This window comes from Arthrobacter sp. NQ7 (genome assembly GCF_029581595.2).
Lineage (GTDB): Bacteria > Actinomycetota > Actinomycetes > Actinomycetales > Micrococcaceae > Arthrobacter > Arthrobacter phenanthrenivorans_B.
Map to the genome: position 1 here is coordinate 51,203 of NZ_JARFXU020000009.1, position 15,326 is coordinate 66,528.

Below are 15,326 nucleotides of genomic sequence, written 5' to 3' on the forward strand. Positions count from 1 at the left end.
GCTAACCGGGAGGAATGTCCTGCTTCCTGGCCATGAACCATTCGGTAAAGGCGGCGGCCCGGCCGGACCCGTCAAACCTGATGACCCACAGGTTGTCATACGTGGGGCGGCCGCCCGAGTAGGCGGTGACGCCCTGGACAAAAGCGGTGTTGCCGTCGCATCCGAGCAGCTCCCAGCTGAATGTCCAGTCGGCTGGCTCGTCGCGTGCGGAGAGCCAGCCTTCGACGATCCCCTCGTCGCCCCGCCAGGGTTCCGGATCGTGGGGACGGGTTTCATAGACCGCGTCAGAGGTGAACAGGGCGCGGATGTCATCGGCGTCGTTGCTGTTCCAGGCCGCCTGGTACTTTTCCACCCAGGCGTGGACAAGCTCCTCTGCCGACGCACGGCCTTTTGCTGAAGCTGGCTGGGTCATACCTAGGTTGTACCCGCGCCGCAGTGCCGGTGCAATGGCGTCACCCGTTGGCGGCCGCTATCCACACGCCGATCACCCAGGTGCTGGCGGCCAGGCAGGCCAGCCCGAATTCGGCGAGCATACCCACCCCGGTGGCCTTCAGGGCGGCCCAGCTGGACCTCGCCGCCGTCGTAAAATTCCGCGTGCGGAGGAACTCGCTGGCCAGCAGGCCGGCAGCAAAGCCCAGGAAGAGCCCCACCACGGGGATGATGAACATCCCCACGACGCCCGCCGCCAGCGCCACCACGATGCTGCGGCTGGGAATGGCGTGCTGCTTGAGCTTCCGGCCGGTCAGGACGGCACCTGCCGTCATTCCCGCGGCGACGAAAATCATGGCCACCGCAAACACCACCCAGCCCGCCGTCCCGGCACCGCCCCAGATGGCCCATGCCAGCAGACTGACGCCGATCAGGACGCTGCCGGGCAGGACGGGGATGATGGTGCCCGCCACCCCCACCAGGATCGCCAGGCCGCACAGGATGGTCACCACGGTCTCGGAGCTCATGGACCCCAGTCTAGGGGCCGGTATTTAACGCACGACGGCGGTGCCTCCTTGAGCGCAAGGAGGCACCGCCGTCGTGGTTTCCGGAGGTCAGGTCCCCGGGAAGGGCCTTACTCCGCTTCGACCGCTGCGGCGACCGCCGCGGTGACGGCGGGCGCGACGCGGGGGTCCAGCGGGCTGGGCACGATGTAGTCGGCGGAAAGGTCCTCGGCAGCAAGTTCGGCGATGGCACGGGCCGCCGCCAGCTTCATGGCCGGTGTGATGCGGCGGGCACCGGCGTCGAGGGCGCCCCGGAAGATGCCTGGGAAGGCCAGGACGTTGTTGATCTGGTTCGGGAAGTCGCTGCGGCCGGTGGCGACCACGGCGGCGTACTTCACTGCCACCTCGGGCAGGACTTCGGGGTCCGGGTTGGAGAGGGCGAAGACGATGGCGTCCTGGTTCATGGTGGCCAGGTGTGCCTCGTCCAGCTTGGAGGAGGAGACGCCGATGAACACGTCGGCTCCAGCGAGGGCTTCGGCGGGGCCGCCGGTGATGCCGCGGGGGTTGCTGCGGCCGGCGATGTCCGCCTTCTTGCTTCCGGGGCTGGCGGCCAGGTCCTCCCGGGCGCTGTTGATGACGCCCCGGGAGTCCAACAGGACCACGTCGGTGATCCCGGCTGCGAGGAGGATTTCGGCGACGGCGATTCCTGCCGCGCCGGCGCCGGACACCACTACCTTCAGCCCTTCCAGGCCGCGGCCGGTCACCTTGGCTGCGTTGGTGAGCGCGGCAAGGGCAACGACGGCGGTGCCGTGCTGGTCATCATGCATGACCGGGCAGTCGAGGGCTTCGATCAGCTTTTCCTCAAGCTCGAAGCAACGCGGCGCCGAGATGTCTTCAAGGTTGACGGCACCGAAGCTGGGGCGCAGGCGGACCAGCGTTTCCACGATCTCATCCACGTCGGTGGTGTTGAGGACCAGCGGGATGGAGTCAAGGTCGCCAAAGGTCTTGAACAGGGCGGACTTGCCTTCCATGACGGGCAGCGAGGCGCTGGCACCGATGTTGCCCAGGCCCAGGACGGCCGTGCCGTCGCTGACAACGACCACCAGGCGCTCGGCCCAGGTCAGCGTGCGGGCGAGTTCGGGCTTGGCGTGGATGGCGCGGCTGACCTCGGCGACACCCGGGGTGTAGGCGATGGACAGGTCCCGCTTGTTGGACAGCGGAACAGTGCTGGTGACGGACAGCTTGCCGCCCTGGTGGGCGCTGAAGATCTCGTCTTCGGTCAGGGCAGTGGCTGCTGAATCGTCGGTGGCGGTGATTGCGTCAATGGACACGTCGTTGTCTCCTGGTGCTGGCCGTGGGCACACGGCACATCTGGAACCGGGGCCCTGCCGGGCCCGGGCGTGGAAGGTAGTGCGACAGGAAACCCAGGGGTGGCGGGTCCGCGGGAACGCCGGGGATGTTTCCGCCCTGCCGCTCCTGTGCCCCCATGGTAGGCAGCCCGGAAAGTGCCCTGCGCCCGGCCTTGACACGGTTTCGACATGCCAAAACGGTTAATCACGCCTTTTAGTGATCCACGTCACGAGATTATGGCGTATTTAATGCCGTATTGGTCTAGGCCAGTTACGCCGTCCTGCCGACTGTGAAGCCCGTTTCAGCTTCCGGGGAAAGCCGTTCGCAGGCCTTTTTGAGGTCCTCTTCGGCTTCGAAGAGGGAGAGGCGCCGGTTCCTGACGGACTGGACCAGACCAGTGACCGTGAGGAGGAGGACACGGGCCCCCACGGCGTCGCCGCAGGCGCCGGCCACGAGCTTCTCGCTGAGCACGTCGATCTCCCGCAAAAGTTCCGTGGTGTCTTTTCCGGGCTGGTATACGCCGCGGCTCAGGCACTGCTCCACGGCCGGCTGCATGACGCGCATGTGGAAGATCTCCATAAGCAGTCCGGAAAGGGCGCGTCCCCGGAAGCGAGGAGACGAGCCGCGGGCACCTGCCTGCAACTCGTCCAACTGCTGCCGGTAGAGCGCGAGCATCAGGTGGGTGGGGGACGGAAAGTAGCGGTAGAGCGTGCCGAGCGGAACGTCCGCTTTTTCTGCCACCTGCGGGAGCTCCACGGCATCAAGGCCGGTGCGGGCAAACCCGGCGGCGGTATCGAGGATCCTCGTATAGCGGAGGCGCTGGCGGGGAGCGGAAGGTCGGGCGGCCATGGGCGGATGGTCTGAAAATGTCTCGGGCATCAGCATTCCGGGGTTGGATTTGAGGAACTGCGGCCAGGAGCGCCCCCATTTCCATACCGCCCTGCAGTCCGGTTCAACTATACGGCACAGGCACGTGCCCTAATTAGTCAGCGGGCTTACCAACCGGCGCCCCCGGAGTCAGTCAACGCCCTTGATCTTCACCACGAAGACGGCGCCGAGCAGGCCAATCACGGCTGCTGTGAGGAACAGGGTCCGGTAACCGCCCCCGTGGGTGACGGCAAGCAGGGCCAGTCCCGGAGCGACCACCTGCGGCAGCGAGTTGGCCACGTTAATGACCCCCATGTCCTTGCCCCGGTTGACCGCGAAAGGCAGGACCTGGGTCAGCAGGGCAAAGTCAACGGCCAGGTAGGCGCCGAAACCGATTCCCAGCACTGCAGCCCCTGCAAGCGCGCCCGGCCACACCGGAAAGAACGCCATGATGGCCCCGGCCATGGCGATGGTGGCGGACGAAGCGATGACGAACGGCTTACGGCGGCCCACTCTGTCGCTCCAGGGGCCGGCCAGCACGGCGGTGACCATCACCATGACCGCGTAGATCCCGGTCAGGACCAGCACGCCGGAGGCGGGATCCTCATGGTGGATGATGTCCCGCAGGAAGAAGAGCAGATAGACGATGGTGAGCTGGTTGCCCACGTTGACCAGGAAGCGGGTAAGCCACGCCCAGGCAAAGTCGGGGTAAATAAAGGGACTGATGTAGAAGCCGCGGATGAATGTGCGCGGCCTGAAGGCCTCGAGTTCATTCCTGGACAGGGCGGGGTCGTTCGGGTGGAAGAGGTACGGCAGCACGGACAGCAGCAGCGCGGCCGCGCAGAGCCAGTAACCCACCATGAAGTTTCCTGAGACCACGGCTCCGAAGACTGCCCCGGTGAGGATGCCGAGGGTCTGGCCCATTGCGGCCAGCCCGCCCACTCCCCCGCGCTGGATGACGGGCACCCGGTCCGGGACGGCGGCGGTGATGGCAGCGTAGGCGGCGTTGGCGCCCAACTGCACCAGGCACCAGAAGAGCACCATCAGTGCCACGGCGGCCGAAAAGGACATGGCCACCAGCGCTGCAGTGGCCAGGACGGCCCCGGCCAGAACCCACGGCGCCCGCCGGCCGAACCGTGACGTGGTCCGGTCCGACAGGGCGCCAAAGAGGGGGTTGGCCACCAGGGACACGGCCGCGCCGCAGGCCGTGACCAGGGACAGGATGGCTTCCTTGGCGGGCGCGTCGATGCTGATGGCCTGCTGGCCGATGAAGACATTGATGGGGCCGAAGAATGCGGCGTTGATGCCCACGTTGACCAGCACCAGCCCGGTCACCCAGCGGGCGGTGACCTTTTCCACCGGCTCTGCGAGCGCCGGCGTGGTGCCCTCTCCTGCAGAGGCACCGTCCGGGGCAGGCGTGCTGGACAGACTCATGGCATGCTCCCCCTGGTGCGGCCGGTTGGCGGTGGGACCAGACTATCGTGGGCGGTAACGCGCCGCCCTGCGGCAGGCGCGGGATGTGCATAACCCACCACTATGCGAGGAGAGCCACGTGGCAACACCAGCAGGAAACGGATCCGCTCCGGCCGTGAACACCGCCGATCTCTACGATGAGCGCGGCGACGAACTGGCATCGGTGTCCCTGCAGTTCCAGTCCCTGGGTGGACGCTCCCACTTCAGCGGACCGGTCCGGACCATCCGCTGCTTCCAGGACAATGCCCTGGTCAAGGCCACGCTCGGATCGCCGGGCAACGGGGCGGTCCTGGTGGTGGACGGCGGCGGATCGCTGGGGACCGCTTTGATGGGGGACATGATCGCCGAAAGTGCCGTGGCGAACGGCTGGGCCGGCGTCGTGATCAACGGCGCCATCCGCGACCGGGCGGCGATTGCCGGACTGGACCTCGGGGTGAAAGCCCTGGGCAGCAACCCGAAGAAGAGCCTGAAGGCCGGGGCGGGCGAGGTTGACGTGGATGTGGTGATCGACGGCGTGACGTTCCGGCCAGGAGCCACCGTCTGGTGCGATCCGGACGGCATCCTCGTGGAGCAGTAGCGCACGCCCGCGGGCACACTTTGCCGGGCCGGGAAACTTTGCTGGGCGGGGAATAGAAGTGCAGGTAAGATAGTTACTGAAAGCAACTATCGCTGCTTATATCCTTTTCTTCCCCTTGGAGCACCCATGTCCAAAGCCACTGCCGCGTCCGGCGTCGGAGAAACTCTGACGCAACGCCAGATCGTCACAGTAATGGTGGGCCTGATGCTGGGCATGTTCCTGGCATCCCTTGACCAGACCATTGTCTCCACCTCCATCTACACCATCGCCAACGACCTGGATGGGCTCTCCCTGCAGGCGTGGGCCACCACCGCCTACCTGATCACCTCCACCGTCAGCACGCCGCTGTACGGCAAGCTGAGCGACATCTTCGGCCGCCGCCCCCTGTACCTGGCCGCCATCGCCATCTTCCTGGTGGGCTCGCTCTACGCGGGATCGGTGCACTCCATGACCGAACTGGCCATTGCCCGCGGTATCCAGGGCCTGGGTGCCGGCGGCCTGCTGGCCCTGGCGCTGACCATCATCGGCGACATCGTCTCGCTGAAGGACCGGGCCAAGTTCCAGGGCTACTTCATGTCCGTCTTCGGCATCTCCTCGGTCCTGGGCCCGGTGGTGGGCGGCGCGTTCGCAGGTTCGGCAAACATCCTGGGTTTTGACGGCTGGCGCTGGGTCTTCTTCATCAACATCCCCATCGGCCTGGCAGCCCTGACAGTGGTGTTCCTGTTCCTGCACCTGCCCGCCAAGCACCTGAAGCAGAAGATCGACTACTGGGGTGCCGCGGCCATCACCGTGGCCATCGTCCCGCTCCTCCTGGTAGCTGAACAGGGCCGCAGCTGGGGCTGGACCTCAACGAACTCCTTCCTCTGCTACGGCCTGGGCGTGGTGGGCATTGCCTGGTTCCTGCTGGCGGAGAAGCGGGCCGGCGACTACGCCCTGATCCCGCTGCGGCTCTTCCACAACGTCACGTTCGGGCTGTCCTCGCTGCTGAACTTCATCATCGGCATTGGCATGTTCGGTGCCATCGCCATGCTCCCGATGTACCTGCAGCTGGTGAAGGGCCTCACCCCCACCGAGGCAGGCCTGATGATGATCACGTTCACCGTGGGCATCCTCTTCGGGTCCATCACCGCCGGCCGCACCATTTCGGCCTCCGGCACGTTCCGCATCTTCCCCATCATGGGGACCGGCATCCTGACCGCCGCCGCCCTGGTCATGGGCTTTTCCCTCCAGGTGGATACGGCACTCTGGGTTCCGGGCCTGATTGCGGTGTTCTTTGGTGTTGGCCTGGGCTTCTGCATGCAGCCGCTCACCCTGGCCATGCAGACCTCGGTGCCGCCGCGGGACATGGGCGTGGGAACCTCCTCGGCCGCATTCTTCCGCTCCATGGGCGGTGCCGTGGGAACCGCCGTCTTCATCTCCATGCTGTTCAGCCTGGCCGCTGACAAGATTGCCGACGGCATGAAGACAGCAACAGCCGACCCCGCCTACCTCGCTGTCCTGAAGGACCCGGCGGTCGCCGCAGACCCCGCCAACGCGAAGCTGTACGACTTCTTCAAGAACGGCGCCTCCAACGATTCCCTCAACGACACCAGCTGGCTGCACACCGCCAACAGCACCCTGACCCGGCCCATCACCGAAGGTTTCGCCAGCTCCATCGACGCGGTGATGCTGACGGCGGCGGTGCTGACCGGCCTGGCGTTCCTGATCAGTTTCGCCCTGCCACGGAAGAAGCTGACGGACCAGAAGGCGTCCCCGCAGGACAAGGACAACATGCAGATCCCGGCGCACTAGCCCCGAACAACCAAGCGGAGCGCAGGAGGACGACGACGGCGGCACGGCCCGCCGTCGTCGTCCGGCGTTAAGGGGGGGCCGAAGGCGCCAAGTGGAACCTGGGCCGGTGACGTGCCACACTGTTTAGCGCGTGTGCGCCGGCCCTTCCGGCCGGTACCGCAGCCGACGACGTCCGCACCGCAATCCATAAACCCCCAAACCCAGGGAGAACCATGCCCACTGCACAGGAGCAGACCACAACCGGCATTCCACGGCGGGTGATCTGGCTGGCGCTCGCGGGGGCGGTGGGTGGATTCCTTTTCGGCTTTGACTCCTCCGTGGTCAACGGCGCGGTGGACGCCATGAAGGAAGAGTTCGCCCTCTCCGAGGCCGTGACCGGCTTCGCCGTTGCCATCGCCCTGCTGGGCTGCGCCGCCGGTGCCTTCCTGGCCGGCAAGGTGGCAGACCGCTACGGCCGCATCCCCGCCATGAAGCTGGGCGCCCTGCTCTTCCTGGTCAGCGCCGTCGGTACCGGCTTTTGCTTCGGGGTGTGGGACCTGGTCTTCTGGCGCCTGATAGGCGGCCTGGGCATCGGACTCGCTTCCGTGATCGCCCCGGCCTACATCTCCGAAATTTCGCCGCGCAAGGTCCGCGGCCGCCTCGCGTCCCTGCAGCAGCTGGCCATCACCACGGGCATCTTCGCCGCCCTGCTCTCCGACGCGCTCCTGGCCACCACCGCAGGCGGAGCGGACCAGTCCTTCTGGCTCGGCATCGAGGCATGGCGCTGGATGTTCCTTGCCGCCGCCGTTCCCGCCGTCGTCTACGGCTGGGTGGCCTTCACGCTGCCCGAATCGCCGCGGTTCCTGGTGTTCCAGGGCAAAGAGGATGAGGCCCGGAAGGTCTTCGCCTCGATCGCTCCTGCCGAGGACACGGACCGGCACATCCGCGACATCCGCGAAGCCATCGAGGAAGACAAGCTGGCCGGGCAGAAAGGCTCCCTGCGCGGAAAGGCATTCGGGCTGCAGGCTGTGGTCTGGGTGGGCATCATCCTGTCCGTGCTGCAGCAGTTCGTGGGCATCAACGTGATCTTCTACTACTCCACCACCCTGTGGAAGGCTGTCGGCTTCCAGGAGAAGGACTCGCTGGCCATCTCGGTCGCCACCTCCATCACCAACATCCTGGTCACCCTGGTGGCCATCGCCCTGGTGGACCGCATTGGCCGGCGCCCCATCCTTCTCGCCGGCTCCGTGGGAATGGCAGTATCACTGGCCGCCATGGCGCTTGCCTTCTCCTCGGCCACCGGCAGCGGCGAAAACATCACCCTCCCCGGCGCCTGGGGCCCGGTGGCCCTGGTGGCCGCCAATGTGTTCGTGGTCAGCTTCGGGGCGTCCTGGGGCCCGCTGGTGTGGGTCCTGCTGGGCGAGATCTTCCCGTCCAGGATCCGCGCCCGGGCCCTGGGCCTGGCCGCGGCCGCGCAGTGGGTGGCAAACTTCGCCATCACGCTCAGCTTCCCGGTGATGGCCGCCGGATCCCTGCCGCTGACCTACGCCATGTACGCCCTGTTCGCGGCGGCATCCTTCTTCTTCGTGATGTTCAAGGTGCCCGAAACCAACGGCATGTCCCTGGAGCAGGCGGAGACGCTGTTCGTGCCCAAGGGATCCGCCAAGGCGAACTGACCCCCCATCAGCTCCTGCCGCTTTTCCCTCGACGCCCCATCAGCTTTCGGCGGAAAACAAGAAACCCTCCATCACCTGGTGTGATGGAGGGTTTGTTGTTGTGCGGCTGCCTAGACCACGTGCGGTTCGTGGGAGGACAGGTAGCGGCGGCCGCCCACGGCGATCAGGATGGCCACCACCATGGCCGCGGCTCCGGCGAAGAAGGGCACCTGCGGGCCGAAGTGCTCGCCCAGCTGCGCGGCGGCGAACGGTGCCAGCGCGCCGCCCATCCAGCGGACGAAGTTGTAGCCGGAGGAGGCCACGGGGCGGGGTGAGTCGGATACGCCCATGGCCAGTTCGGTGAAGATGGTGTTGTTGATGCCCAGCAGGGCACCGGCCACGATCACCAGGACGACGACGGCCGGCACCGAGTGCCCGGCTGCCAGTCCCAGCCCGGCCAGGTCCAGCATCAGCAGGAACAGGGTCCCGGCCAGCACCTTGACAGCGCCGAAGCGGTTCTGCAGGATCGGGGCGACGAAGACGGAGAACACGGCCACGGCCACGCCCCAGCCGAAGAAGACCCCGCCGATGCCGTACGCGTCCATGCCCAGGATGAACGGGGTGAATGCCAGGATGGTGAAGAAGCCGTAGTTGTAGAACAGGCTGCTGGCCGCCGTCGTGCGCAGTCCCTTGTGGCCGAGTGCCAGCAGGGGATCCCGCAGCCGCACTTTGCGCCCTGGGAGCGGCGTCGCGGGCAGCAGGGCAATCAGTGCGATGAAGGCCGCCGCCATCAGCACGGCGGTGCCGAAGAACGGTGCGCGCCACTGCCAGCCGCCCAGGAGGGCGCCCAGGAGCGGGCCGAGCGAAATGCCCAGGCCCAGTGCTGCCTCGTAGAGGATGATGGCGGTTCCGGCGCCGCCGCTGGCCACGCCGACGATCACGGCGAGCGCGGTGGCAACGAACAGGGCGTTGCCCAGTCCCCAGCCGGCGCGGAAGCCGACGAGTTCAGCCACGCTGCCGGACAGGCCGGACAGTGAGGAGAAGACGACGATGACGGCAAGGCCGATCAGCAGGGTTTTCTTGCCGCCGATCCGGGACGACACAAACCCGGTGATCAGCATGGCCAGTGCGGTGACCAGGAAGTAGCTGGTGAAGAGCAGGGAGACCTGGCTGGGGCTTGCCTCCAGGTTGGTGGCGATGGCCGGGAGGATGGGGTCCACCAAGCCGATGCCCATGAAAGCGAAAACGGCGGCGAGGGCTGTGGCCCACACCGCCTTTGGCTGCTTCAGGAAGGAGGCCTTTTCGGCCTGCAAGGTTGATTCTGGTGCCGGCAGGGTTTCTGCGAGCTGGCCGTCCATGGAGGGTGCTCCTAAGGTCGTGGGGTAATCAGCTGTTCTGGGCTGCATTAATGATCTTGTCGATGACCGGCAGGGCTGCGGCCAGCGCATCCCTGTCCTGGTCGCTGAGGGCGCCGAGGATTTCGGCCATCACCTGGTTCCGCCGGGTGTTGGCGGAGTCGACGGCGGCGCGGCCTTCGGGCGTGAGGATGACCCGGACGGCACGGGAGTCGGCGGGGTCCGGTTCGCGGCGGGCCAGCCCTGCCCGCTCGAGCTTGATGATCTGCTCGGTGGCGCTGGGAACCCTGACGCCGAGATTGCGCGCGATTTCGCCCACCCTCTGGCCGTCCTCGAGCAGCATCTTGAGGGTGCTGAGCTGGGCGGCACTGAGTTCACCGTCGGCATCCAGGCGGCGGACCAGGTACACGCTGTGGCGGAGTGCCTCACGGAATCCGCTGGCGAGTTCCTGCAGCTGGGCTTCTGTCGCATTTATCATTAGGTAGCCTAACATTTAGGCACCCTAACGGTCAAGGCTCGGTGTAATGCTTCACCCTTCGAGCGGCAGTTTCATTCCCACGTGGCTGGCTTCGAAGCCCAGGCGTTCGTAGAACCGGTGGGCTGCCGTGCGGCTGGTGTGGGTAGTGAGCTGCATAAGGGTGCAGCCGCGGCGCCGCGACTCGGCGATGGCCCACTCCACCATCAGCTTCCCAATCCCCTGGCTCCGAAGGGAGGATGCCACCCGCACGCCTTCAAGCTGGGAGCGCCAGGCCCCCTGGCGGGACAGGCCCGGCAGGAAGCTCAGCTGGAACGTGGCAATGACGGGACCGCGCTCCCCGCCGGGCGGCACCAGTTCGCCGGCCAGCAGCAGGTGGGACGGGTCGGCATCGATTGCGTCGAGGGCGCTCTCGTACGGCCCCATGTCCGCGGCTGCTTCGCGGCCGGCGCCCAGGGCGTCATCGGCCAGCAGCTGCACCAGGGCCGGGAGGTCATTCCGGGCGGCGTGCCGGAGTCTGAACGTTCCGCCGTCGACGTCGGCGGTAAACAGGGCAGGAACGGCATCTTCGGCAGGGGTCACCTGCCCAGCTTTGCACAGGAACCGAACGACGCCGGCACTTGGGTAAGTGCCGGCGTCGTTGTGATGGGGCGTTGCCGGAATTCCTGCAGGATCTGATGGCGCGTTGCGTTAAAAGGCGCAGGAAGTGATGGCGGGTGCCGGGTAGTGGTCAGGCGGGGGTGCCGGCCATTTCCGCCTGCCGCTCCTCCACCAGGGTGGCAACGGCGTTGAACAGCGGATGGTCCTTCTCGAGCCCGGTGATCCTCGCCGTGGCATCGGCCGGGCTGTCCGATCCGAGGATGGCCGCCAGCTCGGTGGCCTCGGCGTCGGCCGGATCGTTGAAGCGGAGGGCAGCCGCGATGGCGCCCAGCAGGGCTTCGGGCACTACGCCGCGTTCCGCCAGCTCCGCGGCCGGGCCGATGAAGCGCTCGTGCCGGCTCAGCTTCCGCAGCGGCGCACGGCCCACCCGGGTCACGGTGTCCGGTAGGTACGGGTTGGAGAACCGGACCAGGATCTTCTGGACGTAGGCTTCCTGCTCGTCATTGCTGAAGCCGTGCTTGGCCACCAGGAGCTGCTTGGTCTCCTCGAGCACCGCGCGGACGTCCTCGGCCACATCCTGGTCCGCCATGGCGTCCGAGATCTTCTCCAGCCCCGCCTCAAAACCGAAGTAGGCGGCCGAGGCATGCCCGGTATTCACGGTGAACAGCTTCCGCTCGATGTACGGCGAGAGGTCATCAACGAAGGTGGCCCCGGGGATCACGGGAGCAGCATCCCCGAAGGCGGTCCGGTCGATAACCCACTCGTAGAAGGTTTCCACGGTGACGTCCAGGCCCTGCCCGGCCTCCTGGTTGGGCACGATCCGGTCCACGGCGGTGTTGGCGAACACCGCCTTTCCGTCGAGAACAGCGGCCGTGACACCGGGCTGGGCTGCCACTTCCTTGGCCAGGATGTCGGTGGCGTTGATCGCGTTCTCACAGGCCATGACCTGCAGGGGCGCCAGGCCGGGTTCCCTGGCAACGATGCCCTTGGCGATCACGGGCGCCACGAACTTCAGGATATGCGGGCCCACCGCGGTGGTGACGATGTCCGCCGTCGCGATTTCCCCGACCAGCTCGGCTTCCTGGGCATTGGAGTTCAGCGCGCGGAAGTTGTCCACGGTGCGCACGGCAGGGTTCTCGCCCACCTCGTGCACCGCGTAGTTGTCAGCGGCGGAAAGCCGGGTGATCAGTTCCTCGGCCACATCCGCGAACACCACCTCGTAGCCGGCGTCATGCAGCAGCAGCCCCACGAAACCCCGGCCGATGTTGCCGGCCCCAAAATGCACTGCCTTCACTATGCGTTGACCTTTCCGAAAAGCTCCAGGACTTCATCCTCGGACGTCGCAGCCTCGAGCCGGGCAACCTGTTCCTTGTTGGTGAAGACCTTGGCGATGGAGGACAGGATGTGCAGGTGCTCGTTGTTGATGCCTGCCACGCCCACCACGAACTTCACCTGCTTGCCGTTCCAGTCAATGCCTTCCGGGTAGCGGATGACCGACACCGCCGACTTGCGGATGTGGTCCTTGGCGGCGTTGGTGCCGTGCGGGATGGCCAGGAAGCTGCCCATGTAGGTGGACACCGACTCCTCGCGCTCGTGCATGGCGGCGATGTAGCCCTCGTCCACGGCGCCCCGGGCCAGCAGGAGCCGGCCTGCCTCGTCGATGGCGGCGTCGCGGGTGGTGGCCGAGCCGTTCAGGACCACGCTTTCGCGGGCCAGGATCTCTGGGCTTCCGGCTGCGGAGGTTCCGGCCGCCGCTGCACCTGCAGCTGTTCCCGCGGCGGCAGGCGTTGCGTCCACCGGGGCGTCGGCGGCGTGGGCACCATGGGTGGTGCCGGCGTCGGCCGTTCCACCTTCGGTGTTGCTTTCCTTGACCAGTTCCACGATCTCGTCATAGCGCGGGCTGTTCATGAAGTTGTCCACCGAGTAGTGGACCGCGCTGGAGGTGGCTGGCTTGGCACGCTCGGTGAGGTCCTGGTGCGTGACCACGACGTCGTAGGTGTCGCTGAGGTTGGCGATCGAGGCGTTGGTGACCTTGACGTCCGGGAAGCCGGCCGCCTTGATCTTGTTCCGCAGCACCGAGGCGCCCATGGCACTGGAGCCCATGCCGGCGTCGCACGCAAACACGATGTTCCGGACCGGGCCGGCCAGCACGCCAACGCCGCCGCGCCCGGCAGCCGTGGTGCCTGCGGCGGTACCTGCACCGGCGCCGGTCAGGGTGGAGGCAACGGAGCTCTTCTTGCCCTTCATGGCCTCCATGCGGGAGGTGGCATCACCCAGGTCCGCCTCATCGCTGTGCTTCGTGGTGCGCAGGATCAGGGAGGAGACGAGGAAGGACACCGTCGCGGCGAGCACCACGGACAGGATCACGCCGAAGTAGCTGTCCCGCGAGGTCTGTGCGAGGACGGCAAAGATGGAACCAGGCGCCGCGGGGGCCACCAGGCCGGAATTCGTCAGGGCCAGGGTGGCGATGCCGGTCATGCCGCCGGCGATCGTGCCCAGGATCAGCAGCGGGCGCATCAGGACGTACGGGAAGTAGATCTCGTGGATGCCGCCGAGGAACTGGATGATTGCTGCGCCGGGGGCCGATGCCTTGGCAGCGCCGCGGCCGAAGAACATGTACGCGAGCAGCAGGCCCAGGCCCGGGCCCGGGTTGGCTTCGAGCAGGAACAGGATGGACTTGCCCTGCTCCAGGGACTGCTGCACGCCCAGCGGGGTGAGGACGCCGTGGTTGATGGCGTTGTTGAGGAACAGGACCTTGGCAGGTTCGATGAAGATGCTGGTCAGCGGCAGCAGGCCGTTCTGGACCAGGAACTGCACGAAGTTGCCCGCGGCCGTGCTGAAGGCGGTCACCAGGGGCGAGATGCCGTAGAAGCCCAACAGGGCCAGGAGGGCACCCCAGATGCCGGCCGAGAAGTTGTTGACCAGCATCTCGAAGCCGGGGCGGATCTTGCCGTCCCAGATCGAGTCGATCTTCTTCATGGTCCAGCCGCCCAGCGGGCCCATGATCATGGCGCCGATGAACATCGGAATGCCGGCGCCGACGATCACGCCCATGGTGCCGATGGCCCCCACCACGCCGCCGCGGACGTCATAGACCATCTTGCCGCCGGTGTAGCCGATCAGCAGCGGCAGGAGGTAGGTGATCATCGGACCAACAAGGCCGATGTTCGGCTTTCCGCCCGTTTCGCCGAAACCACCCAGCTGCGGCACGGGCAGCCAGCCCTTCTCGATGAAGAGGGCGGTGATGATGCCCCAGGCGATGAACGCCCCGATGTTGGGCATGATCATGCCGGACAGGAATGTCCCGAACTTTTGGACGTGCACGCGCGCGCTGGTGCGGGGTTTCGCAACTGTCTCTGTTGCCATGGTGATTTCCTAACCGTCATTCCTGCTGCTCCGCAGGATTGGTTTGATGATGACGACGACGTAGTGCTGGGTGGTGCGGGTTGCTGGCTTAACCGGCGGGGCTGGTGGAGATCCGGTGCAGCCATTCGAGGAAAAGCTTGAGTTCCGAGCTGGAAAGCTGGTCAGAGTGCGAGGCCTGAAGTGCGGCGTTCAGGGCGATCGCTGCCACCACCACCGAGGACTTCCCGGTGCCGCCCGGGGCCGGGCCGCTGGCCGGCTCGGCAGACACCGCGAAGATCATGGCGTCCCGGGTCATGGTGGACAGTTCGAGGTTCCGTTCGGAGGCGGGTTCCGCAATCAGCATCAGCGTCACGCCCACGTTGGCCGCCAGGATGGACCTGGCCGCTTCCCGGGGCTGGACGTTCAGCTGGCCCGCCGCCGCTGCCTTGTTCAGCATTTCCTCCATCAGCGCCTCGGCGTCGGCCACAATGGCCGGCCGGCTTTCCGGGCGGATGTTGCCGAACATCACCAAGTACAGCTCAGGCTGGTTCAGTCCGAACTGGACGTGGTTGTCCCACATTCTCCGGATGTCCTCAAGGGGCTGGCCGGAGGGGGCGAAATCCCTTTCGCCCGCGACATATTCTTCAAACCCTGCGGCGACGACAGCGTCGAACAGACCTTCCTTGTCACCGAAGTGGTGGTACAGCGTGGGAGCCGAAACCCCCGCCAGCTGGGTGATCTGGCGGGTGGAGACCGGAGCTCCCGCGGATTTTGCCAGCAGTTCCGCGGCAGCACGGAGCAGCCGCATTTTGGGGGGAAGCTGGCCATCCAAACTCATAACCGCTACCCTAGCACCTATAGCGTTGCTATATGAACTGAATCACATACAATTTTTTCAGGCACGTTTCCCGCCCCGGACGTAGCAGT

Annotated in this window: 14 protein-coding genes; 3 read left to right on the forward strand and 11 right to left on the reverse strand. The window is 66.4% G+C overall.

What is annotated here, in order from left to right; translation table 11 throughout:
* Nucleotide 1: 1 nt before the first annotated feature.
* The 5 genes from PUN71_RS11450 to PUN71_RS11470 all read right to left on the reverse strand — a co-directional run bounded on the left by PUN71_RS11450 (nt 2) and on the right by PUN71_RS11470 (nt 4,583).
* Nucleotides 2-412: a nuclear transport factor 2 family protein gene (locus PUN71_RS11450; protein ID WP_277798510.1), complete on the reverse strand. Its 411-nt coding sequence runs from the start codon at nt 410-412 to the stop codon at nt 2-4.
* A gap of 40 nt (nt 413-452) precedes the next feature.
* The gene (locus PUN71_RS11455; RefSeq protein WP_277798511.1) at nt 453-956 is read right to left on the reverse strand and encodes a DUF456 domain-containing protein; all 504 of its coding nucleotides are present in this window, start codon (nt 954-956) and stop codon (nt 453-455) included.
* Between the two features lie 107 nt (nt 957-1,063).
* The gene (locus tag PUN71_RS11460; RefSeq protein WP_277798512.1) at nt 1,064-2,263 is read right to left on the reverse strand and encodes an NAD(P)-dependent malic enzyme; all 1,200 of its coding nucleotides are present in this window, start codon (nt 2,261-2,263) and stop codon (nt 1,064-1,066) included.
* Nucleotides 2,264-2,552: 289 nt separating this feature from the next.
* Nucleotides 2,553-3,161, reverse strand: coding sequence for a TetR/AcrR family transcriptional regulator (locus PUN71_RS11465; RefSeq protein WP_277798513.1), 609 nt, complete (start codon nt 3,159-3,161; stop codon nt 2,553-2,555).
* A gap of 138 nt (nt 3,162-3,299) precedes the next feature.
* Nucleotides 3,300-4,583, reverse strand: coding sequence for an MFS transporter (locus PUN71_RS11470; protein ID WP_277798514.1), 1,284 nt, complete (start codon nt 4,581-4,583; stop codon nt 3,300-3,302).
* Nucleotides 4,584-4,701: 118 nt separating this feature from the next.
* Between PUN71_RS11470 and rraA the strand changes: the two genes are divergently transcribed.
* From rraA to PUN71_RS11485, 3 genes are all read left to right on the forward strand, one after another.
* Nucleotides 4,702-5,199, forward strand: coding sequence for a ribonuclease E activity regulator RraA (gene rraA / locus PUN71_RS11475; protein ID WP_277798515.1), 498 nt, complete (start codon nt 4,702-4,704; stop codon nt 5,197-5,199).
* 126 nt (nt 5,200-5,325) lie between these two features.
* Nucleotides 5,326-6,990 (forward strand): MDR family MFS transporter, encoded by a 1,665-nt coding sequence (locus PUN71_RS11480; protein ID WP_043450877.1) that lies wholly within the window; start codon nt 5,326-5,328, stop codon nt 6,988-6,990.
* A 212-nt stretch (nt 6,991-7,202) separates the two neighbouring features.
* On the forward strand, nt 7,203-8,645 hold the full coding sequence (locus PUN71_RS11485) for a sugar porter family MFS transporter (protein ID WP_277798516.1): 1,443 nt from the start codon (nt 7,203-7,205) through the stop codon (nt 8,643-8,645).
* Nucleotides 8,646-8,755: 110 nt separating this feature from the next.
* Here PUN71_RS11485 and PUN71_RS11490 read toward each other — a convergent pair whose 3' ends face one another.
* From PUN71_RS11490 to PUN71_RS11515, 6 genes are all read right to left on the reverse strand, one after another.
* Nucleotides 8,756-9,982, reverse strand: a complete 1,227-nt coding sequence (locus PUN71_RS11490; protein WP_043450874.1) for an MFS transporter — start codon at nt 9,980-9,982, stop codon at nt 8,756-8,758.
* Between the two features lie 28 nt (nt 9,983-10,010).
* Nucleotides 10,011-10,457, reverse strand: coding sequence for a MarR family winged helix-turn-helix transcriptional regulator (locus PUN71_RS11495; RefSeq protein WP_277798517.1), 447 nt, complete (start codon nt 10,455-10,457; stop codon nt 10,011-10,013).
* Nucleotides 10,458-10,508: 51 nt separating this feature from the next.
* Nucleotides 10,509-11,036 (reverse strand): GNAT family N-acetyltransferase, encoded by a 528-nt coding sequence (locus PUN71_RS11500; RefSeq protein ID WP_277798518.1) that lies wholly within the window; start codon nt 11,034-11,036, stop codon nt 10,509-10,511.
* A gap of 148 nt (nt 11,037-11,184) precedes the next feature.
* Nucleotides 11,185-12,348, reverse strand: coding sequence for a mannitol-1-phosphate 5-dehydrogenase (locus tag PUN71_RS11505; protein ID WP_043450872.1), 1,164 nt, complete (start codon nt 12,346-12,348; stop codon nt 11,185-11,187).
* Complete coding sequence (locus PUN71_RS11510; RefSeq protein WP_043450870.1) at nt 12,348-14,420, reverse strand: PTS mannitol transporter subunit IICBA; 2,073 nt, start codon at nt 14,418-14,420, stop codon at nt 12,348-12,350. Before PUN71_RS11510 ends, PUN71_RS11505 begins: the two co-directional genes overlap by 1 nt.
* An 88-nt stretch (nt 14,421-14,508) precedes the next feature.
* Nucleotides 14,509-15,237 (reverse strand): TetR/AcrR family transcriptional regulator, encoded by a 729-nt coding sequence (locus PUN71_RS11515; RefSeq protein ID WP_043450869.1) that lies wholly within the window; start codon nt 15,235-15,237, stop codon nt 14,509-14,511.
* Between the last annotated feature and the right edge of the window lie 89 nt (nt 15,238-15,326).